A 21,778-nucleotide genomic window follows, 5' to 3' on the forward strand; every position below is an offset into this window, starting at 1 on the left:
AGATTTCATAAGAGTTTTAAAATAGTTCCAGGATCAGCCATGACACTTAGCTGGTTGATCCTGGAACTATTTATATCGGTCACCCATTATCCAGTCATTTCTTTTAAAACTCATGCCTCAATGAAAGTTTTATGAATCGGGTTTATCTTCATCGCTTATTTCTTCGATCTCTGCAATCTCTTCAAACTCTTCGATTTCATCGTTCTCTTTTTTAGCCAAGACTTCAACGACATTATCTATCAATACATCATCATCCACTCTTGTTTGGATAACTTCTGTAATGATATGGTCATCTCTTACGCGCTGTAGTTTTTGTTTGACCGCTCGTTCGATCAGGAATTCCTGCCTCAATCCAAGATATAGAGAATAGACCATGACGAGCAGGATAATCGTAAACGGCAAACCTGTGACGATCGAAGCAGTCTGCAAAGCAGTCAGTCCGCCACCGATCAGTAAAGTTGCTGCAACGACACCTTCCATGACAGCCCAGAACACACGCTGAGGTACTGGGGAATCCAATTTCCCACCAGAAGTTAAATGATCGACCACCAATGATCCTGAGTCAGACGAGGTTACAAAGAAGACGATAACGAGAATAACACCTATCAACGATAATAAGTTGGAGAATGGCAGATTCTCAACCAATGCAAACAAGGCTAGTGATTCATCGAGATCGACAATCGTACTGAGATTCCCTATGCCATTCAACTGCTGGAAAATAGCTGTTCCACCGAACACACTCATAAACAGGAAAGAAATAGCAGTCGGAATGATGATGACACCGATAATAAACTCTCTCACGGAACGTCCTTTTGATATACGAGCTATGAACATACCGACAAACGGTGACCAGGAAATCCACCAGGCCCAATAGAATATCGTCCAGCCTCCCTGCCAAGAAGTATCTCTAAAGGTTTCCGCCCACATGCTCATCTCCATGAAGTTAGAGATATAATAGCCTATATTCTGAGTGAACCCGCTTAAAATATATATAGTTGGTCCTGCCACAAGAACAAACACTAAGAAAACACCTGCAAGAATCATATTGATTTCACTTAACCGTTTTACTCCGCCGTCAAGTCCCATAACTACTGAGATCGTAGCAAAAGCTGTAATCACGGCAATCAGTATGACTTGAGTAGTGACACTAATACTGAATCCAAAGAGGTAATTCAAGCCTGCATTCACTTGTGCCACACCTAAACCTAAGGAGGTAGCAAGGCCGGTCAATGTAGCCAGGACAGATAAAATATCGATCGCATTGCCCCAGAAACCGAATATCTTATTCCCGATCAATGGATAAAACAGCGAACGTATAGTCAAAGGCAGTCCTTTGTTATAAGAAAAAAAGGCCAGTCCTAATCCAACGATCGCATAAATCGACCAGGGATGAATACCCCAGTGGAAAAAGGTTGTTGCCATGGCTGCCTGAGCAGCCTGTGGGGAATTCGGTTCTATCAAATTAAACATCGGGGAAGGATTCCCTAAGTGTGAAATAGGTTCTGCCACACTCCAGAACAGCAGTCCAATCCCCATTCCCGCACTTAACAGCATGGCATACCAGGCAAACCGGGAAAACTCTGGTTTAGCTTCCTTTCCTCCGATCACTATCGAACCATACCGCCCAAATGCAAAATAAACAGCAGCTATTATAAAGATGTTGGCCGCAAAAATCATAAACCAGCCTGCATAATTAGTAATAACAGTCAACAAACTGTCAAATAAATTATTGGCTTCAACAGGGAACGTCAATGTTGCCGCAATAAATAGAGTCAAAATAATGGTAGCTGGAATCGTGACCTGTGGATGGATATCAAACCCGTAACCCTCCCAGTTACGTTCTCCAACCTTTTCCCTTCCCTTTTCATCAAACAACGACACCGTTGGTCTTATCTGTAACCCTTTAAAACGTTCACGGTTATTTATGGCTTCTTTACGTGCGTTTACTTCTTCTTTTCTTAGTTTTTTAGCTAACTGACGTTCTGACTCAAGTAGGCGCTCTTTCTCAGTCATACTTGCGTATTCCTGCTTTTGCCTTTCTTGCTTTTTCTGTTTTTTGTTCTCTTTTCTACTCATATAATCCCCTTTCAACTAATATCATATATCAGTCGACCACATTAAGTAATAAAAAATCATGATACAATACATTCAGGGCTATGATCAACTGTCTTGACACGTTTTCAAAATATAAATCTCCATAAGAAAAGCCCCCAAAATAGAAGAATATTTTCTCTAGCTGTTTTTGGGGGGATTAATCAGTTTATTATTTTCTAGACGGACGTTTGCCCCAGTACTGGAAGTAATCCGTACGGAGATAACCGTTATAGAGCTTGCGTTTTTTAGTGGCTCTTTTTCCGTAATGCTCTTCAAAGTCCAGGTCACTTGTAATGATGTACTTGCTCCATGTTTCAAGCGGTCTGAAGGCTTTACCCATGTCGCGGTAGATCTGATAGGCTTCTTCCGGGTCACCGAGACGTTCACCGTATGGCGGGTTGGAAACGATGATACCGAACTCTTTGTCAGTTGTAAAGTCAGCCACCTGCATCTGTTTGAATTCGATACTATGTGCAAGGCCTGCTTCCATCGCATTCGCTTTAGCGATCTCGATCATGTGACCGTCGATGTCTGTTCCCAGGATATCGAGTTCCACATCATAATCTGCCTGATCTTCAGCGTCCTGACGCACTTTCTGCCATAATTCTTTCGGCATCCAGTCCCACTCTTCACATAGGAAGGAGCGGTTGAAGCCAGGAGCGATGTTGTGTCCGATCAGCGCCGCTTCGATCGGGATCGTTCCAGAACCACAGGTCGGATCAACGAACGGACGGTCTTTGCGCCAGGTCGTGAGCATGATGAGTGCCGCCGCCATATTTTCCTTGATCGGCGCCCCGCCTTTGTCGATACGGTAGCCGCGCTTGAATAAACTTGGTCCGGTCGTGTCGATCGTCAGCATGACCTTGTCTTTTCTAATGGCCACTTCGATCGGGAACTTGGCACCTGTTTCCGGAAGCATGCCTCTTCTGTGATACACGTCTTTGATTTTTTCAGCGATCGCCTTATTCACGATACGCTGAACGTCTGGAACACTGTAAAGGGTCGACTTGATCGATTTGCCGCTGACCGGAAACGCTGCGTCCATGGATAAATAATCATCCCATGGCAGAGCTTTCGTCTGTTCAAATAAGTCGTCAAAGGTTTTAGCCTCGAATTCACCCACAATGATCTTCACTCTGTCGGCTGTTCGGAGCCATAAATTGGCTTTAGCGATATCTTCTTTGCCGCCTTCAAAGCGTGCGCGTCCGTTTTCTACTTGGACCTCATACCCTAAATTTTTCAGTTCATCTCCGACAAGGGCCTCAATGCCGCTTGCGGCTGTAGCGAGTAATTTATACGTCATCTATCTGCCACCTCTCTTATACTTCTAGTATGCCTTATACATTTGTTTACGTAAAGAAATCCTCCCTAAAAAGAGAGGATTCCGCCACTATGTACACCACTGTAAGCCATGTTCTGTCTAGATAAGACGGTGAAGTCTTATCAGAGATGATCATCTGTCTGCACGAGCATAAATGCCCTGCCTCTTCTCTCTGTTCAATTCCAGGAGAAAAGTGCCCCGACCAAAGTTTGGGTTGCTCACTCGAGGGGTTTACCGCGTTCCACCAGACGCGTTTCCACGTCTGCTTCGTCACTGTGGCACTTTCAAGGGTACTCGAGCATAGGTATATACCCGTAGCTCTTTTTCCTGCCGTCATCCCATTACTGGGAGCCGCAGCTTATTGTTTCGCTGCGCACGAACACTACAGGCATCGCAGCCTGTGTGAGCATGGACTTTCCTCACAGTTCTATAAAAACTGCGCGATCATCCGTGATGTACACTATTCAGTTGTATTAGTCGTTATCTAATTTTGATCCGAAAACATGACGTTCAAGGTTAGATAGTCGTTTTAGAATATCAAAGTTGGATACTGTTGAATTTGTCTGGTTAGAACTTGAGCTTTGTGTGCTCAATTGTTTAGCTTGTTCATCGACCTTGTCAAGCAGCCGGTCATTTTCAGCTTTAAGCTGTTCGATTTCTTTCTGGAAATTGTCGTAGTCTCTGATCACGACATCAAGAAATTCATCCACTTCAGTTGGATCATACCCGCGCATTTTAGATTTAAAGTCTTTCTCTAAAATCTCTTTTTGGGTCAACTCTCTATCCATACCTACACCCCATCTTCTCATCTCAATAATATTATAACAGAATTAGTCAAAATTATTCATTTCTACAAATCTATTACTATATTTCTATTATAGCAAATATAAGCTGAAAAGTGAAGATTTCCCGGTTTAAACTTGTTTTATTTTGGCTGATTCTCATGTAATTCTTTTGTATACACTTTCACTGCGTTCACAAGGACTTCAGCTGCACCGTTTCCTGCTCGGTCATCGTAGTAAGCCTTGAACCGATCATCAGCCAGATACATCTCGACTAGTCCTTCATGCATAGCTGTAGAATACGTATCCCAAGTAAAACTGAGCCATTCGCGGTGCATTCCGCCAAGGGTCGATTTTTCTTCATCAGATATAACATCTCTTTCAAGCAGATCTTTTAGCGTTGAAATAATGGACTTCTCCAAAATTTTCCACTTATCAAAGTCTTTTTCTGACATTTTTAAGATCTGTTTGTTTGCTTTATTCAGTTTTTCTGAACCATATGCAGCTTCCACTTCTTCTCCATATATTCTGCTGTTTTCATCGACCATCACTTTTTTGAAACCTTCAAACTTTTCTTTATCTGACATAGTGATCGTTCCTTTCTTTTCAATCAGTGTTTTTTCAAGAGTGCTGATCAACTGAGAGAGTTTTTTCTGTTCTTCAATGAGCTGTCTTCTGTGTTTTTGCAAAGCTTTAATCTCATCAAAAGACGGGTCGTCCAGTATTCGTTTGATTTCTTTAAGCGGCAAGCCCCTCTCTCTGTAAAAAAGGATCTGCTGCAGCCGATCGACACTTCTTTTATCATATAACCGATATCCAGATTCACTTAATTCTGCTGGAGATAGTAAGTTTATCGAATCATAATACCTGAGGGTCCGGGAAGATAGCCCGGTCAGGTCTCCGAGCTCTTTCACTGTATACATTCACTCACGCTTCCTTTATATTCTAAGTTTAAACCTTAACGTTGCGTCAAGGTCAAGGATTCTATCAATTACCTATTAAACTAATTAGTACAACTCAACTAAGAAAGTGATTGAGCACGCTCAATCACTACCGCATTGGCCCTGCTCAAATCCGATAGACCGTGAGTACGCCCAATGAGCTCCTCATTGGCATTACCCAGCGTTATTCTTTCTGGAGTACGTCCAATGAGCTCCTCATTGGCATTACCCAGCGCTATTTTTTCTGGAGTACGCCCAATGAGCTCCTCATTGGCATCACCCAGCGCTATTTTTTCTGGAGTACGCCCAATGAGCTCCTCATTGGCATTACCCAGCGCTATTTTTTCTCGAGTACGTCTAATGAGCTCCTCATTGGCATCGCTCAGAATAATTTTATTCTGACTAGACCTAATCAGCAGGCAGTTTCCACTTTTACTCCGTTAAAACTGAATACACAAAAAAATCCCTTATTTATAAGGAAAAGGTTAGGACAGCCGTCCTAACCTTTCACTATTGAATACTACTCAAATCGTTCTTCTTCCAGTAGATCATTGATGAACCACTGTAACTCATCAAAGGAAGTGGTTTCTATTTCATAGGGATGCCGTTCCTGATACTTCAGCGCCTGTTCATAGAAGTAACCGACTTTCCCTTCGTGTTCGGAATCATAGAACAGCAGGCAGCCATCAGTGTTTTTTACGATGAAGGCTTGATTGTTCTTCAACTGACCGGGATTGGCGTAGTCCTGATTTGATGTATAGTTGATATAATCAGCCCGTTCAATGATCGAGTTGTAGTACATCTGATTCACTTCATTCCACTTGCTGGAAAAGTTCGTATACGGAAGCAGAACGGCCAGGCGAAGCTCCGGGTAATCGCCTTTCAGATCCAGTGCGACTTCACCCATCCATAGCTCTGTGCCCAGATTGCCTGATATGATCACCCATTCAAGTCCCTCTTCGATATATTCGATCAGTTTTCGCTTGAAAAACTTTTTGATGTAATCAATCTTGGGATCATCTGCCTGAAAAATAGACAGCTCGTAGGATCGGTAACCACTAACATATAAGTTTTTAATAAATTTGTCCTCCATTCTACATTCGCCTGTCGTTGTTTGGTAAACTAGAGTTAACTTAATTTAAGGTTGTGAACACAATGACTATTCGGTACCCTAACGGTAAACCTTATCGTATTAATAATGACAAAAAGACGAATGAAAATCAACCAAAGAAAAAGAAAGTGTCTTACAGTAATCGCGGAATGACATTGGAAGAAGATTTGAACGCGACGAATGATTATTATCTTTTGCGAAAACAAGCAGTCATTCATAAAAAGCCCATCCCCATCCAGGTGGTCAACGTGGATTACCCCAGACGAAGTGCAGCTAAGATTACCGAGGCTTACTACAAACGCGCTTCGACCACTGACTATAATGGGATCTATAAAGGGCATTATATCGATTTTGAAGCCAAAGAAACGCGCAACAAAACGTCTTTTCCATTGAAGAATTTTCATGACCATCAGCTGACTCATATGGAGATGTGTCATGAGCATGGCGGGGTCTGCTTCGTTATTATCCGGTTCAGCACCTTGAATCGGGTCTTTTTACTGAATTTCCCGCTGCTTTACAAATGGTGGAATCAGCAGCTTGAGGAAAAAGGAAAGAAGTCGATCCCTCTAAAAGAAATCGAAACGGATGCGTTCGAAATCAATTATAGCCTCTCTCCGCGTCTGCCTTATTTAAAAATTGTGGATCAGTTGATCAGTGAACGAAATGCTTAAGAGTGTTTTAAGAAAAATACAGCTTTATTGACTCTCTTCATTAAATAGTGTAAAGTCATTCTCTAATGAAACGAAATGAAATGAACCTTTTTACTGGATTTCAACTAAGTAGAAAGTAAAGGAGCGTAACATGTCACAAAAAGATAAAATGTCTCGTAAAGACTATAAGAAAAATACCAAGAAAAAAGAATCGAAGCAGCCGAAAAAATGGTTCAAACGTATTATACTGACCTTTATCACTGTCTTCTTACTCGTTGTCGTGGCCGGTGGAGCCTTATTTGCTTACTATGCATCATCTGCACCTGAACTGACCGAAGAAGATCTGGTTGGAACATTCTCATCAGAGTTGCTTGATAAAGACGGCAATGTTTTCTATACTCTCGGCGGTGAAAACCGTGAGTATGCTGAAGCCAATGAATACCCCGATGTGATGACTGATGCCATGACGGCCATTGAAGATCAGCGTTTTGATGACCACATGGGGATAGACCCTATCGGTATCGCACGGGCGGCTATTGGTTACGTTACGAACCAGGGACAGATCGTTGGTGGCGGAAGCACCATCACCCAGCAGTTGGTCAAACTGTCCGTCTTCTCTACAACAAGAGCAGACCAGACTCTGGAGAGAAAAGCTCAGGAAGCCTGGCTTGCACTGCAGCTGGAGCGCGAATTATCTAAAGAACAGATTATGACTTTATATTTGAATAAAATCCATATGGCCGGTAACGTGTACGGCGTGGCTACTGCGGCAGAAGAATATTATGGTAAATCAGTCAGTGAGCTGGAGATCCATGAAGCCGCACTGTTCGCCGGCATGGCCAAAGCGCCTAACCGCTACAGCCCTTACGCCAATCCTGAACTTGCAAAAGAAAGACGGGACACCGTAATCAGTGTCATGGCTGAAGAGGGCCACATCACGAGTGAAGAAGCTGAACAAGCCTATAACACACCGATCGATGCAGGGCTCGTTGAATTAAGTGAGTCAGACAACACTGCCTTAGTCACTGATTCATATGTCCAGCGTGTATTGGATGAAGTAGAAGAAAAAACAGATTTAAATCCCGCTACCGCAGGGTTGACTATAGAGACCAATATCGATATAGATGCCCAGCAGCGCGTCTTTGATGTATTAAATTCAGATGAATATGTGAATTATATCAATGACGAAGTTCAGGCGGCAGTCTCCCTAGTAGAAGCTGATACAGGAAAAGTAAGAGCCTTGGGTGGCGGAAGAAATACAGAGGTCCTTAGAGGGGTTAACCGCGCCACTCAAACCAAGGCTACTGGGTCAACGATCAAACCTTTATCGACTTATGGTCCGGCGATCGAATATTTAAAATACTCGACGTATCATCAGGTTGTTGACGAAGCCTATAGTTACCCGGATGGGACTTCCTTGAGAAATTATGACGGTCAGTACAGAGGTCAAATCAGCATGCGAGAAGCTCTGGTAGACTCACGGAATGTCCCGACGGCGAAACTTTTCAATGAAGATCTGGAGATGAATCAAGTCGAAGAATTCATGACCCAGTTAGGTATCCCGATCGATCCGATGTCTCTAGAAGGCGAATTGGTTCCTTCTAACGCTATAAGTGGACAGATGTCTCCTTTACAAATGTCGGCCTCATATGCAGCTTTTGCAAATGGCGGACAGTATACCGAACCCTATACCGTCTCTAAAGTGATCACTCAAGACGGACAGGAAATCGATTTGACTCCAGAAACGAATCAGGCCATGTCTGATTATACTGCCTATATGGTGACGGATATGCTGAAAGATGTCGCGTCCAATTACAATAATATTGTAGGCTTGGGTGGCATCCCACAGGCTGGAAAAACAGGAACGACCAATTTCACCGATGAACAATTAAGCGAATTGGGATATCCTTCAGATGCTGTGCCTGCTTCCTGGTACGCCGGTTATACCTCTAATTACTCCTTATCCGTATGGACTGGCTATGACAATAACAGAAAGGGTTATCTGACCTTCAATGACGGCTCTCGTCTCCTCCCCCGTCATATCTATAGAGAAATCATGCAGTATGTTTCTCAAGATGTCGAAAACACTGACTGGCAGATGCCTTCATCAGTTACAGAAGTAACGGTTGAAGATGGAACAGACCCTGCCCAGCTTCCTGGTCCAAACACACCAGAAAGTGAACGAGTCACGGAACTCTTTGTAGAAGGAACTGAGCCAACTGAACAATCACTGAATTACGGTGAAGAACTGGAAGCACCGACAGGACTGACAGCTGAATACGATGAAGAGAACGACGAACTGACTGTCACTTGGGATGAATATACCCTCGAGAATGAAGACGAAAGCGTCTCATATAACCTCTCTATTGACGGCGAGTCCAGCACTCTCTCAGATAATGAACTCACGCTGACTGGACCTCCGGCAGGCGATCTGACTATCACATTATCCGTTTCAGCTTATGACTCCACTGGTCCGGAAGCTACCACAACGGTGACGGTACCTGAACCTGTGGAAGAAGAACCGGAAGAGGAAGAGACTGAAGAAGAACCTCAAACTGAACCGGAAGAAGATAATCCTTCGGAAGACGAAGAAACAAACACTGATAACAATCAGAATAATGATAATGAAGAATCAGACCAGGAAGAGGATGCCGGAAACGGTACCCCTCCTCCGTCTGATGAGGATCAGGACGAAGAAACCTCAGATGGAGACGAAAATCCTGAACAAGATACTTCTAATAATCAGAATAACACCGATGAAACACCCGATGATTCCGATGAGTCAACCAATACTAATGATGAAGAATAACATGTAAATAAAAAGGAAGAGACAAGGATCGTCAATGACCCTTGTCTCTTCCTTTTTACTATTCATCTTTTGGTGTGAAAAATGTTTTTCCTTTAGAGGTCCGGTAACCCATCAGCATATTCCATAACCCTATCAGAACTCCAACTCCACCAATGATCGGGTCTTTGGTAACTACATAAAGAGAAAGCAGGAATATCAGGATACCCATTATAATAAAAAACTTCCCGTGTTTTTCTGTCATCATATTCACTCTTTCCTATTTATTTAAATAAAAAGAAAACTCAATGCAGCTGCATTGAGTTTCAAACTTACTGGGCTACTAGGATTCGAACCTAGGAATGACAGGATCAAAACCTGCTGCCTTACCGCTTGGCTATAGCCCAATATAAGGGCGACTGATGGGGTTCGAACCCACGCATGCCGAGACCACAACCCGGTGCGTTAACCACTTCGCCACAGTCGCCATATTGGTTTTTCAATAAATAGTATACCATAAAAATCCAGAAGATTCACTAGTAAATTTACTGAACAGGGGTAGTAGGAATTGAACCCACATCGATGGTTTTGGAGACCATAGTTTTACCATTAAACTATACCCCTAACTAATGGAGGGAGTAGGATTTGAACCTACGAACCCGAAGGAACGGATTTACAGTCCGCTGCGTTTGGCCACTTCGCTATCCCTCCAGAATATTAAGTTGAATGGCGCAGGACAGAGTCGAACTGCCGACACACGGAGCTTCAATCCGTTGCTCTACCAACTGAGCTACTGCGCCAATTTCATTATGTATGACCCCTACGGGATTCGAACCCGTGTTACCGCCGTGAAAGGGCGGTGTCTTAACCGCTTGACCAAGGGGCCGGTAAAAATAAAAAACGGAGAATGAGGGATTCGAACCCTCGATACGGAAAAACCGTATACACGCTTTCCAGGCGTGCTCCTTCAGCCACTCGGACAATTCTCCATATTGAAACTCCGCAAGCAGGGCTCGAACCTGCGACATCATGATTAACAGTCATGCGCTCTACCAACTGAGCTATTGCGGATAAATTTTTTCTTCAGCAACTGTTATATCGTAACATGGTTACAAAGATGTGTCAATCTATTCAGTGATTTTTGTTTCGATTTTTTGAATGACCCGACTTTCCTCTTCTTGCCACACTAGCATTAACTATATATCTGAAGATGCGATTCTCCCTGTCAATCATCAACAGGCACAAGAAAAGTAAAATGCTGTGGGAGTATTTCCACAATGATCGGGAAGGCCGGGCCCTGATCACCATCTACTGTTGTGAACGTCTCTTTATTTTTCACAGTGAAAACAGCTCGTTTAAATGATACGGTAAAAGCAACATCCTGCATATCATTGAACTCTTTGTTACTGAAAAGCAGTGCCTGCAGAACCGTCAGTTTCTGTCCGATAGTCGAACGTTTCAATCCAAACAAATAGAGCTTACCGTCATCGACTTCTGCTTCATCGAAGAAGTTCGGAATGCCTGCGATCGAGCTGTTTACGCCGACAAGAAGTAAATTCAAATCGATATCGACCTTCTTTTCATCAATAGTCAGTTCCATTGCATATGTTTCTTCGTCTCTTAGAGATTTTATTCCTTCCATAAAGTAAGCAGCCTGTCCGAACTTACCTTTTTGTTCTTCACTGACTTCCCACACCGTTTCCGGAACTGGTCCAGCTGAAACAGAACTGAGGAATATCCGGTCATTGACTCTGCCGACATCAGCTTTTTTTTCTTTGAACCGGGGCATCTGTGCGATCGTTTCCGCTGGATCAGCGGGAACATTCAGACCCTTGGCTATATTATTGACTGTACCTGCTGGGATGATCCCCATAGCAGGCCGATATTTCTGGCTGCTCAATCCATTGGCAGCTTCCGACACTGTACCATCCCCGCCTATAATCACCAGGAGCTGATATGCTTCCTCACTGGCTTGAATGGAAAATCTGGATACATCTTCGATTTTTTCCGTCCACTTTATGTCTACTTTTCGCTCGTGCTTTAAAAATGTTTTTTCCATGTCGTCTGCATATTCTTCAGCTTTTCTTTTACCAGAAGAAGGATTTGCGATAATCATAACATCTTTCATTTGTTTGTCCCCTTCCAACTGATTAGTTCATACAACCATTGTACTACAGTCATCAGCTCGAAAAAAATATTAGTGTTCCGGACGGTGTCGTTTCTCTCTGAGGTTCACGATCAGAAAACTTTTCCCCATCTTCTTCTGATTCGACACCAGGAATACAGCCGGATAGACTCCCTATTTTTTTTGATACTCTGCTTATATTTCTTCATTATACCACCCATTAACTGTTCATAGCAGTTAAGACCTTTACTTGCCCTGAAAAGATAGAAAGAGCTTCTGAATCTGGATAGCTATCCACACTCAAAAGCTCTTTCTTATATCATAATGACCCGGTACACTTTCGTACCAGTTATTCGCCGACTTCTTCCTGACAGTCAGGACATAAGCCGTAAATTTCCAGACGATGTGAATTGACATCGTATCCTGTTAAGTTGCTGGCAACGACTTCGACATCATCCAGTCCTGGATAATAGATATCTTCGATTTTACCACATCGTGTACATATGGCATGGTAATGTTCAGTCGAAGCGAAATCGAACCGACTGGAGTTGTCACCGAACATCATTTCTTTCACTAGACCCATTTTGGTAAATAAACGTAGATTATTGTATACTGTTGCGACACTCATGCTTGGGAAATCTACTTCTAAAGCCTTATATATTTCATCAGCAGTAGGATGACTATCCTGGTCGATCAGATATTCTAAGATCGCATGGCGTTGAGGCGTGATTCGTACATTGTTGTATTTTAACCGTTCAATGGATTGTTCAACTAAATAACTCATCTCTATCAATCCTTCATTAGTTTACTTGTATACTCAAATGATACAGTTTTAATACAAACTTTGCAAGAATATGTATACTTTACACATACATTTGTTAAAATAGCAAGTTTCTAATTTAATGAATTTAGAGAAGGATTTGTAGTATAATGTAACAAACAAAAATGAATCAGGAAAGTTGTGACTTTAGTTTATGAAAATCGGAGCAAGAACCTTTAAAACCAGTATCGCCGTATTTTTTGCTTTACTGATTCCTTCTTTACTCGGCATGTATGAGGTGCTTTCGCTGGCCGGGATATCTGTCGTTGCATCCATGCAGCCGTCGGTAAAAAGATCTTTCACCACCTTTAAGGAAAGACTTGTCGCCAATACTATCGGAGGCGTTGTCGCTGTCATCATGGCCTTAGGGTTCGGTACGTCTTTCATTGTCGTTAGTGTGGCAACAGCCATTCTTATTTCTCTTTTGCATCAGCTGAAACTTAATAATGTGATCGGTCTGTCCGCCATGACTCTGATCATCATTATGCTCTCGACAGACGGGGATATCCTCTCCAATGCCGTTTATAGAGTCCTGGCTACATTCACAGGGGTAGCCGTCGCCTTTATTGTCAATCGTGTCATCTTGCCACCAAACTATGAAGAAAAACTTTTTCACACCACTAATCAGGTAACTGATGATCTGACCCGGTTCATGCGTGTGAATCTGAGGAAAAACAGTCAGTATTCACTTATGCGTACAGATCTTGAATCCATCGAACAAGCGATAAGAGAAATGAAGCGTCTGCTCAGTTTCTTGAAAGACGGTGAATGGCATCCGTTAGGAAAGAAACGGGGCCAGTCTTTCAAACGGACCCTGGTTATATACCGCCAGTTCATTCGTACAACAGAATCCGCCTATTTTCTTGTTCTAACTCTTCATAAGTCAGAACATGTTTACAATCATTTCCCTGAAGAGTTACGTACCTTATTAAGGGAGAGGCTTGAGACGCTCATGTCGGCTCATGAACAGATCATCTTAAAGTGGAACGGTCGTGTGCTGCCAAAAGAAGTGAATTTCATCGCTTACAAATCTGATTTGAGGAAAACATTCATGCATTCCTTTTTCAACGAAGCCAGTCTGGAGTCTTATCTTCAAAATGACTATGGACAAAGCAATACCGTGATCCATCTCATGTCATCGGTCCTCGAGTATGAGGAACAGCTTCAGCACTTGAACAAGCTTGTCAGCAGTTTTAAAACAAATCATCCAGATAATCAGTCTGAGATCCGCTCGTTACATTAAAAAACAGGGTGCCCTTAAATAAAAGGGTTCCCTGTTTTTGTTTCATTACATCTCTTCGCTGAACCAATCATCTAATAATGAGAACACCTGCTCGTTACCTGTTTCATTCAACTCATTCGTCTCATCATAATAATCATCGAGTTGATCCTCTGGGACTTCAGCAGTGAAATCTGCATGTAAAGGTATTAAAGGCAGGTTGTACTCTTCACTCACCTTCTGCATCCGGCTTATATAGTTCCTGTAATCCAGAGAACGTGAATTCAACTGACTCATTTGTCCAGGTACCGGGAAGGGTTCAAGAGTTATGAGTTTTGCATCCTCTATCATTAAAAGCCGGTCAAGGACATAGCTCATGAACTCTTCTGTTTCTTCCAGTCCCATATCTCTCATCTGATCAGACAAGGCCGGCAAGCCATATATAACGACATCCGGGTCCTCGTCGGCCACTGTTTGAGCTGTCTGTTCTATGTATAATTCGTATGAATCATAGCCTGGAAAGCTTAGATCGATCATCGTGAACTCTCCACTGACTGAGTCCTGCATCTTTTCAGTCACTTTACTGACCCAGGTATTATTTGTATCGATCTCACCATAATACGCAAGCGTTACGTTTTCCTTTTTCAATGACACATAATCTAAGTATTGGTAAAGTGAAAGGATTTCGCTGTTTGCTTCATAATATTCCAGCAATTCTGCCGGACTACTTCCTGCGGGTAGTTTATCTCCGTTGTCAGGCACTTGTTCTACTGCAAGCTTTTCTGTTTCATCCTCTCTTTGAGAAACCGTCATCTGTTCTTCAGCCATTTCTTCACTCTGGCCTGCAGAGTAACGTCGACCAAAAAAGATAGTACCCAGTACTGCGGTGAATAATAATGGCATCATCATCACACTTTTTTTCACACTGCTTATTCCTCTCTATTTAAATTTGCTGCTTTTTAAAAACTAGACAAGGAAAACAGCAGCAGACATTGACGTCTTGCTACTGTTCGCATCACAATCATTTTTTTCCCGTTAACTGTTTGTAACGGTTGTACCATAAATCGACATACCCTTCAGAAAAGGGCCCCTTTTCCTCATTTATCCAGTCGACCAATATTTTGATATGTTCCTTCAAAATCAAGTCTATTTCATCCGGATAGTCCCATTTTTTGCCGTGTTCCTCATATTCATCGACATCCAACAAGCGTTTTTCTCCATCAGGAAAGACCTTCACGTCCAGGTCATAATCAATATACTTGGCCCCTTCTTCGTCGATCAAAAAGGGAGACGCCATATTACAATAATAAGATGTGCCTTTCTGGCGGATCATCGTAACGATATTGAACCAGTAATGCTTATGAAAATAAACGAGGGCCGGTTCACGCGTTTTCCACCTTCTACCATCAGACTCGATGACCAGAGTATGATCATTGCAGCCGATCAGCGCGTTTTCAGTTGTTTTTAACACCATTGTGTCACGCCATGTCCGATGCAGACTCCCATCATGTTTGTAACTTTTGATTGTGATGAATTCCCCTTCTTTTGGAAATGTCATCTTTTTACCAACTTTCTAGTCTTTTTTACATGGTGCAGCTTGTTCCTTCAATCTCATGTGTCATTATATCATAAACGATGGATGATAATATAATGAATAAGGATTTAAAATAAGATTTACTAAAAAAGCGTTAAGGTGTTGACCAGTTTATTGACTTTTTGTGTTGGCATAGGAAACATTTCTTCATCGAACCGGTCGGCGTGTATCCATTTCAATTCGGAAGAATGACTCAGTTCTTCAATCAATACTGCTTCGAATACGATCATCTCCCACTTGAGATGTGAAAAGACATGAGCAACGACTCCTTTTGGCTGTTCATTCACCGTCACTTTCAGATCATGTGTCTCCTTTATGATCTGTTCCAGTTCCTGGCTGAGACGACTGTCGTAAAGCTCTTTTTGATTGAACGCTTTCCATCCTTCCTCATTCAGGTCCTTTCGGTCGATCATGAGAGGTGTATGCATGCCGGCAAGTACCCCTTTACTGGGACGCTTCTTATAAAGGTACTCCCCCTCTTTATTCTTTACCATAACAGTATAGTAAGTCTGTTCCGTCACTTTGTTTTTTTTCTTTTTCACCGGGTATTTTTCCCAGGATTTATTGAGGTAGGAAGCATTGAACTCTTTGACCGGACTATTTTCCGGCGAATAATTCTTCGGCGTGCAGATGGTCGCTCCCAGATCCATCAGGGCCTGATTAAAATCCCCCGGCCGATCGGGATCGATCAAGCGCCGGATCATTTCCTCAAATACCTTACGCGTAGAGGCCTTGCTGATATCCAGATCGATCTCGAACAGCCGGCTCAAGACACGCATCACATTACCGTCTACAGCAGGCTGGGGCTGGTTAAAGGCGATGCTGGTTACAGCTCCGGCTGTGTAAGGACCGATTCCCTTCAAAGTCAGAACATCTTTATGTGCCGTCGGAAACTTTCCTTCATGCTTTTCCAGGATCTGATTGGCCGCCACATTCATATTCCTTACTCTCGAATAATACCCCAGTCCTTCCCATAACTTCAACAGGGTCTCTTCTGATGCCTTGGCCAGATCTTCAATGGTCGGCAGGGTTTCTATGAACCGTTTATAATAGGGGATCACCGTATCCACTTGGGTCTGCTGCAGCATGATTTCAGATACCCAGATATAGTAAGGGTCACTTGTACTGCGCCAGGGTAGATCTCTTTTATTCTCATCATACCACTGCAGTAATGTCGCCCGGAAATCACGTATTTTTTCCTCGGACCACATGGTTATCTCGTTTTTTTCTAATAAATCCTTCTGTTTCACGAATCTCCCTCTTTTTCTGATAAAAATTGTTCGATCAAGTCAAACGGGTAGCCTTTTGAATACAAGAAAGCCTTGGTTTTACGTCTAGCACCATAGGGGTCATGTTTACGCGCATAACGCCTGTACGCTGTATCCCCTTGTTTGACTAACGCATCATACTCATCTTCTTCAGGCTGTTCCAACGTCATGTCTTCCAGCACTTGTGCGATGACATCTCTGTCAAAGCCTTTTATCATCAACTGCTCTTTGATTTTCTGTTCGATTTCCCGGTTCGATTTATTTCGTTGTCTCTTCAGTGTTTTCTCTGTCAGTTTCTTGGCATTCTCCAGCTGATCCTCATCTGAATATTCTTCCAGACCATAAGCGATTTCCTCCGGCGACAAACCTTTCGCGTATAGTGACCGTTCGATTTTTTTCGGCCCTTCTGTCTTCAATTTATAGTTGGTACGAACGAAACTCTTAGCATATTCCATGTCATTGATCAGTAGATGTTCTCTTAAGCGTTCAATGACCGCATCGATCTCTGCATAGTCTTTTTTGGCCAAATGTTCTCTGATTTCTTTTTCTGAACGCATTTTGTAATTCAAATAATGAAGCGCAGCCTGATAAGCTTTGCTCATTTCTCCCTGCTGCTTTAGCTCTTCGATCATTTCTTTGTCGAGTTCTTTACCTTTAATGAGACGATGCTTCACCAGTATGGAATCATCCACAGCAAAGGCATACGAATCATTGATGAAGATATTGTACCGGTTCTTAGCCTTCTGAGCCTGCACTTTTGTAATGACAAACTCTGCATCTGTTTCTTCTGTGTCATCTTTTTTCAGATTTTTTACATCTTCCAGGGTGATATTCTTTTTCTCACTTGGCTTAATTTCCTTCTTGCTCGGACCAAGTTCAATTAAATTTGGGAGAGATGGTTCATTTTTTTCTGATTCTGTTCGTCGATTCATGACCTGCACCTCGATTCTTTCTTTACTAAGTATACCATTTACCAGACGATTAATTAATGCATCCATCCGTAAAAAAAGCGCCTAAAATAATTTAGGCACTTTCAATCTACTGATCTGTTTTTTCTTCTTCGATGTTCTCTTCATCCGGGTTCAGGGATGCTTCGACTTCATTTCCCGGCGTCTCGCCTTTGGCTTTTTGAGCCGCGACTTGAGATTCATCCAGCCCTTCTTTCACGGGTCTGTCTTTACCATAAGCCATTGAGGCATTTGGGTTCGGTGCACTGTTCGGTGCACTCGTATTGGGCAAACTATAGTCCGGAGCCACCACCTCATCAGAGGCTGATATTTTCTCTGCATCTCTTTTAGATTTAAAGTCCGATTTGTTTGGTTCATTATCTTTTTTCATGCCATCTCACCTTTCTGACCTGATTTCATTTGATCCACTTACTTGTTATCTTCCCATGATTTTTTACCTTGTTCTTCCATTTCCTCAGAATAATTAGCTTCTGCTTCAGGCGCTTCAGTATTTTCATCAGCTTCTTTGATGTCTTTCTTATCCGTGTTCAAAGGGCTTTTTGCTTCTGGACGCACTACACCTTCAGCTACCGTATTACCATATCCGTGTTCAGACTCTTCTTTTTCAACAGTATCTTCCTGTCCCGTCAGATCCGGTTCTTCTTTAGACCCTGTGCCCTGTGTCGATTCATTTTTTCCTTTAGTTTTGTTATTATCACTTTTTGTCTCTTTACGCATGTCGTTCGCCTGACTTGGGTCAACAGAACCGTTGACTTCTTTATTCTCAGAAGTTTCTACGCCATTCGTATTTTTATCCTTGATCGCTTCTGGTTCTTCAGAATTCACTTCATCTATGGGTGTCTCTTTTTTATCAGTCATGATATCTTCTCTCTCCCCGTTTTCAATGATTTCTTCATTCACTTCAGATAGTTCGCTTTGTTTAGGTGCATCAGTATCCGCAAGAAGGACGATTTCGCCTGCTTTCAAAGCTTCTGTGTAATGATCAGCCCGGTCATGAGGAACACCATATTCTTCAAGTGTCGTACTGCTGCCTTCGCTGTCATACGTGCCAAAGGAGAAGGCTTCTTTAACTTTTTCCCAGATGCTCTCATCTTCTACTTCCACTTTATTGACTTTCACATTCTTAATGGACGCGATCTTTTTGTCATACTGGGTATTTTCATCCATGACAAGCATCAGTTCATTCGGTGAATAACCTTCTTCATTTAGAAGTTTTTCTACTTGAGAAACAGCATCCTCCTCATTTTTAAATGTTCCTAAAATATGGCGATCCATACCTTCACCCTTCCTATATATATTGTCATAATTTGTTCACTTATCTATGTCTAATGGTATCATTAGACCCTGGGCATGTAAAAGAAAACGCTTAGTGAGAGCAATCGGCTGGAATCAGGACATAAATAAGAGGGCCTTTACCTTTGTCTTGTACCGGTTTTTCCTGTCTCGCCATTTTTATCCTAATGATTGTTACAAATTTGAATTGATACATTTACATAAGTGGTATAAAATAAAGGCTGAATCCACTTTTTTTCGTTATTAAGTGTTTTTTTTCACACGGTTTATGGTATATTTAACATAATAAGTGTTATCTAATTTAGATTGTTAGGAAGGATCATGCAAAATGAATAAGCAAGAGGAGAAAGAAAAATTAAAACAGGAACGTTTAAATAAACTAAAAGAACTGACTAATGAATCTATGGATTACCGTTATCTTATGCAGGACCAGTTAGCGGAAGCTATAAGTTCTGGAAATCAGGAAAAATTAGAAGAAACACTGAAATTGATAGATATGGATCGTGTATTTAATTATTTGGAAAAAGAAAATGACTGCGACCGACTCGAGTCATTTAAAAACCATTTAATGACTGTCAATACTTATACGCGTATAGCAGCTAAAAATGGTGGCGTTATTCCTTTATATCTACATTTGATTTTTGAACGTTTCTCTATGATCATAAAAGATACTTATTCCCTGGACTACCTGATCGAGCATGTATACTTTGATATATTCAGAGAATACTGTCATGCCGTGGTATATTTCTCTACGTCCAATTACTCTTCAGTTATGAAAGAAATCGTTACATATATAACTGATAACCTTACAAGCGAATTGACTTTGACCAATATCGCTTCGATTTATGGCATGCACCCTGTGCACTTAGCGCGTAAATTCAAGCAGGAAACCGGTAACACATTTATCGGCTATGTCAATCAGCAGCGTATCTACCTGGCAAAATACTATTTCCACCTCGGCGAACATCAGTTAAGCGAAGTCGCTAATCTCGCAGGTTTTAACAGTCATTCTTATTTCACTAAAGTATTTAAGAAAATGACTGGAAAAACTCCAACAAAATATCTAAAAGAAATACCGGTCAACGAAAAAGTTTAAATACTGATTTATTTTTTGTCTAGCTTAATTTTACAATTTAAGATATTAAAAAACGAAGCTGGAAAAAAAATCCAGCTTCGTTTTTTAATTCCAGTTCACTCTTTCCGCAGCCCCATTTTCAGTTGTCAGCTGGATGGGTTCTTTGTTTTTTTCCTGAAATGTAAGAATAATCTTTGCTTTTATCGCTTCTTTTATTGCATAATCCATCTTATCATTCATTGGAGCAATAAGCTCATCGCTGACAAGAAAACTGACCTGGGCTGTCAGTTTTTTATCTGAGTCTTTTAAACAGACTGTGTATTCCTGCTGATTCTCACTCACTTTCACTTCTGCCTTGGTTCCTGAATAAGTAGCGAAGCGATGTTCCTTGATCCCGTCATGAAAAACTCCGATCGCTCCCGTAAATTGAATAAACTTCAGACCAATATCAGCTATAGATATAAAAAACGAACTATCTCTGTCTTCCTCAAAACTGTTTGACTGTGCCCATACATACTTACTTGGAAATGTCGATCCGCGGTCTTTTTCCATATACCCATCACCAGCGGTCAAATCGATTTTTTCACCATTTATGATGACTGTTCCACTTACTGCATGATTCATGCTGATCACATCATGAGAACAGGGCATTTTTATATACTCAAACGGTCCCATGATACTCGGAGAATAGAGATCCTGTTTCAATGGCAGGAGTTTTCCAAACGTCAGATCAATAAGTATGTCATTTTCTTCATCTTTTATATGCGCTTTAACGCCTTTTTCACTCAATACAAATAAAGGCATCAGGATGGAATAGGGTTCACTGACGACTATGAAGTCATCTATCGGAAAAGTTATTTTCCCGCTTAGAGACTTCCCTTTATAAAAAAGATTGTACTGGACAAAACATTCAGTCTCGGAAAAACGTGCCATCCCCGGGATCAGTGCCAGGGAAAAATCCTGAGCAGCATCTGTTGTTTTAACATACCATCCTTCAAAATAAGGCGCTTTTGCATTTACTCCTTTAAAATCAAATCGATTAGTCATTCGCCTGCTCCTTTTTTATGATGTCTTTTAGTAGAGAACTGTCAGGATAGCCGATCGCCATGACTTTCAGCTCACCAATATAAGCCTTAGCCTCTTTGGCTGTGAAACCTTTTTTCATGAACCCTATCGTCAGCGTTGTATCGGCTTTAACAGCCGTACCCAGCGCCCCACCGGTATCTGCTGATAATCCAGATGGCACATCCACTGCAACGATTTGTCCATGGGAACGATTGATTCTCTCTATTGCTATTTTATGCGGTTCTTCAACATCCCTATCCAGTCCGATCCCAAATAGTGCATCCAGCACGACGTCTGCATGGAATGCCTCAGCACTTTCATCAAAAAACTCAATAGATAAACCCAGATTTTTTGCGATCCTTAACTGTTTCCTGCATTCATCTGAAGCTTTTTCTACATTACCGACCAGATAGATATCTACTGTCTTGCCCGCCTGGTGGAGGATGCGTCCAATAGCCAGACCGTCTCCTCCATTATTTCCCGTTCCGCAGATCACAGCATAAGAAGCTGCAGATCCACTATCGTTTTTTAGCAGCTCTTCAGTAATGGCTAATGCAGCCCGTTCCATCAGGACCATCGAGGGGATCCCTACTTCATTTATTGTATAGGTATCGATCGCTTTTATAGTCTGGCTTGCCAATCCTTCATTCATCTGTTCCACCCCATT

The 21,778-nt window shown here is 42.0% G+C and carries 21 protein-coding genes, 8 tRNA genes and 1 other RNA gene; 5 read left to right on the forward strand and 25 right to left on the reverse strand.

Annotated features, from left to right (window positions below):
* Positions 1-129 precede the first annotated feature (129 nt).
* The 5 genes from AB4027_RS06675 to AB4027_RS06695 form a co-directional block, all read right to left on the reverse strand.
* Positions 130-2,076 carry a BCCT family transporter gene (locus AB4027_RS06675; RefSeq protein WP_368644776.1) on the reverse strand — a complete coding sequence of 649 codons (1,947 nt, stop codon included), beginning with the start codon at positions 2,074-2,076 and terminating at the stop codon, positions 130-132.
* A 187-nt stretch (positions 2,077-2,263) separates the two neighbouring features.
* Positions 2,264-3,397: a class I SAM-dependent RNA methyltransferase gene (locus AB4027_RS06680; protein ID WP_368644777.1), complete on the reverse strand. Its 1,134-nt coding sequence runs from the start codon at positions 3,395-3,397 to the stop codon at positions 2,264-2,266.
* Between the two features lie 97 nt (positions 3,398-3,494).
* Positions 3,495-3,871: RNase P RNA component class B (gene rnpB, locus AB4027_RS06685), an RNA gene on the reverse strand.
* 17 nt (positions 3,872-3,888) lie between these two features.
* Complete coding sequence (gene gpsB / locus AB4027_RS06690) at positions 3,889-4,203, reverse strand: cell division regulator GpsB (protein ID WP_091488777.1); 315 nt, start codon at positions 4,201-4,203, stop codon at positions 3,889-3,891.
* A gap of 137 nt (positions 4,204-4,340) precedes the next feature.
* Positions 4,341-5,120, reverse strand: a complete 780-nt coding sequence (locus tag AB4027_RS06695) for a MerR family transcriptional regulator (RefSeq protein WP_368644778.1) — start codon at positions 5,118-5,120, stop codon at positions 4,341-4,343.
* Positions 5,121-5,281: 161 nt separating this feature from the next.
* Between AB4027_RS06695 and AB4027_RS06700 the strand changes: the two genes are divergently transcribed.
* Positions 5,282-5,641 (forward strand): hypothetical protein, encoded by a 360-nt coding sequence (locus AB4027_RS06700; protein WP_368644779.1) that lies wholly within the window; start codon positions 5,282-5,284, stop codon positions 5,639-5,641.
* Between the two features lie 17 nt (positions 5,642-5,658).
* On the opposite strand, the gene AB4027_RS06705 is transcribed toward AB4027_RS06700, so the two are convergent.
* On the reverse strand, positions 5,659-6,231 hold the full coding sequence (locus AB4027_RS06705; protein ID WP_368644780.1) for a DUF1273 domain-containing protein: 573 nt from the start codon (positions 6,229-6,231) through the stop codon (positions 5,659-5,661).
* 62 nt (positions 6,232-6,293) lie between these two features.
* Here AB4027_RS06705 and recU point away from each other — a divergent pair, with 62 nt between their 5' ends.
* Positions 6,294-6,920 carry a Holliday junction resolvase RecU gene (recU, locus tag AB4027_RS06710; RefSeq protein ID WP_368644781.1) on the forward strand — a complete coding sequence of 209 codons (627 nt, stop codon included), beginning with the start codon at positions 6,294-6,296 and terminating at the stop codon, positions 6,918-6,920.
* A gap of 130 nt (positions 6,921-7,050) precedes the next feature.
* On the forward strand, positions 7,051-9,708 hold the full coding sequence (locus tag AB4027_RS06715; RefSeq protein WP_368644782.1) for a transglycosylase domain-containing protein: 2,658 nt from the start codon (positions 7,051-7,053) through the stop codon (positions 9,706-9,708).
* A gap of 58 nt (positions 9,709-9,766) precedes the next feature.
* Here the strand turns inward: AB4027_RS06715 and AB4027_RS06720 are convergent, their stop codons facing one another.
* The 11 genes from AB4027_RS06720 to AB4027_RS06770 form a co-directional block, all read right to left on the reverse strand.
* Positions 9,767-9,952, reverse strand: coding sequence for a hypothetical protein (locus tag AB4027_RS06720; protein WP_091490315.1), 186 nt, complete (start codon positions 9,950-9,952; stop codon positions 9,767-9,769).
* Between the two features lie 67 nt (positions 9,953-10,019).
* Positions 10,020-10,091, reverse strand: a tRNA-Gln gene (locus AB4027_RS06725).
* Between the two features lie 7 nt (positions 10,092-10,098).
* Positions 10,099-10,171 (reverse strand) — tRNA-His (locus tag AB4027_RS06730).
* 66 nt (positions 10,172-10,237) lie between these two features.
* Positions 10,238-10,308, reverse strand: a tRNA-Trp gene (locus tag AB4027_RS06735).
* A gap of 6 nt (positions 10,309-10,314) precedes the next feature.
* A tRNA-Tyr gene (locus AB4027_RS06740) sits at positions 10,315-10,395 on the reverse strand.
* A gap of 16 nt (positions 10,396-10,411) precedes the next feature.
* Positions 10,412-10,484 (reverse strand) — tRNA-Phe (locus AB4027_RS06745).
* 14 nt (positions 10,485-10,498) lie between these two features.
* Positions 10,499-10,570 (reverse strand) — tRNA-Glu (locus AB4027_RS06750).
* Positions 10,571-10,585: 15 nt separating this feature from the next.
* A tRNA-Ser gene (locus tag AB4027_RS06755) sits at positions 10,586-10,673 on the reverse strand.
* A 9-nt stretch (positions 10,674-10,682) separates the two neighbouring features.
* A tRNA-Asn gene (locus AB4027_RS06760) sits at positions 10,683-10,755 on the reverse strand.
* Positions 10,756-10,909: 154 nt separating this feature from the next.
* Positions 10,910-11,812, reverse strand: coding sequence for a diacylglycerol kinase family protein (locus AB4027_RS06765; RefSeq protein WP_368644783.1), 903 nt, complete (start codon positions 11,810-11,812; stop codon positions 10,910-10,912).
* Positions 11,813-12,158: 346 nt separating this feature from the next.
* The gene (locus AB4027_RS06770) at positions 12,159-12,593 is read right to left on the reverse strand and encodes a Fur family transcriptional regulator (protein ID WP_091489271.1); all 435 of its coding nucleotides are present in this window, start codon (positions 12,591-12,593) and stop codon (positions 12,159-12,161) included.
* A 190-nt stretch (positions 12,594-12,783) separates the two neighbouring features.
* Between AB4027_RS06770 and AB4027_RS06775 the strand changes: the two genes are divergently transcribed.
* A complete protein-coding gene (locus AB4027_RS06775; protein WP_368644784.1) occupies positions 12,784-13,872 on the forward strand; it encodes an aromatic acid exporter family protein in 1,089 nt (362 codons plus the stop codon).
* A gap of 45 nt (positions 13,873-13,917) precedes the next feature.
* Here the strand turns inward: AB4027_RS06775 and AB4027_RS06780 are convergent, their stop codons facing one another.
* The 6 genes from AB4027_RS06780 to AB4027_RS06805 all read right to left on the reverse strand — a co-directional run bounded on the left by AB4027_RS06780 (position 13,918) and on the right by AB4027_RS06805 (position 18,953).
* Positions 13,918-14,772 (reverse strand): hypothetical protein, encoded by an 855-nt coding sequence (locus tag AB4027_RS06780; protein ID WP_368644785.1) that lies wholly within the window; start codon positions 14,770-14,772, stop codon positions 13,918-13,920.
* 97 nt (positions 14,773-14,869) lie between these two features.
* Positions 14,870-15,406, reverse strand: coding sequence for a DUF402 domain-containing protein (locus tag AB4027_RS06785; RefSeq protein ID WP_091489276.1), 537 nt, complete (start codon positions 15,404-15,406; stop codon positions 14,870-14,872).
* 119 nt (positions 15,407-15,525) lie between these two features.
* Entirely contained in the window at positions 15,526-16,692 is a 1,167-nt protein-coding gene (mutY, locus tag AB4027_RS06790; RefSeq protein ID WP_368644786.1) for an A/G-specific adenine glycosylase, read from the reverse strand.
* Complete coding sequence (recX, locus tag AB4027_RS06795; RefSeq protein WP_368644787.1) at positions 16,689-17,708, reverse strand: recombination regulator RecX; 1,020 nt, start codon at positions 17,706-17,708, stop codon at positions 16,689-16,691. The genes mutY and recX overlap by 4 nt, the downstream gene beginning before the upstream one ends.
* A gap of 40 nt (positions 17,709-17,748) precedes the next feature.
* Entirely contained in the window at positions 17,749-18,048 is a 300-nt protein-coding gene (locus AB4027_RS06800; RefSeq protein ID WP_368644788.1) for a hypothetical protein, read from the reverse strand.
* Between the two features lie 38 nt (positions 18,049-18,086).
* Positions 18,087-18,953: a general stress protein gene (locus tag AB4027_RS06805; protein WP_368644789.1), complete on the reverse strand. Its 867-nt coding sequence runs from the start codon at positions 18,951-18,953 to the stop codon at positions 18,087-18,089.
* A 346-nt stretch (positions 18,954-19,299) separates the two neighbouring features.
* Here AB4027_RS06805 and AB4027_RS06810 point away from each other — a divergent pair, with 346 nt between their 5' ends.
* On the forward strand, positions 19,300-20,067 hold the full coding sequence (locus AB4027_RS06810) for a helix-turn-helix domain-containing protein (protein WP_368644790.1): 768 nt from the start codon (positions 19,300-19,302) through the stop codon (positions 20,065-20,067).
* 84 nt (positions 20,068-20,151) lie between these two features.
* On the opposite strand, the gene AB4027_RS06815 is transcribed toward AB4027_RS06810, so the two are convergent.
* On the reverse strand, positions 20,152-21,093 hold the full coding sequence (locus tag AB4027_RS06815; protein ID WP_091489285.1) for a tocopherol cyclase family protein: 942 nt from the start codon (positions 21,091-21,093) through the stop codon (positions 20,152-20,154).
* Entirely contained in the window at positions 21,086-21,763 is a 678-nt protein-coding gene (locus AB4027_RS06820; protein WP_368644791.1) for an NAD(P)H-hydrate epimerase, read from the reverse strand. Before AB4027_RS06820 ends, AB4027_RS06815 begins: the two co-directional genes overlap by 8 nt.
* Positions 21,764-21,778: the final 15 nt, after the last annotated feature.

The sequence above is a fragment of the Alkalibacterium putridalgicola genome, from assembly GCF_040959045.1.
Classification (GTDB): Bacteria; Bacillota; Bacilli; order Lactobacillales; family Carnobacteriaceae_A; genus Alkalibacterium; species Alkalibacterium putridalgicola.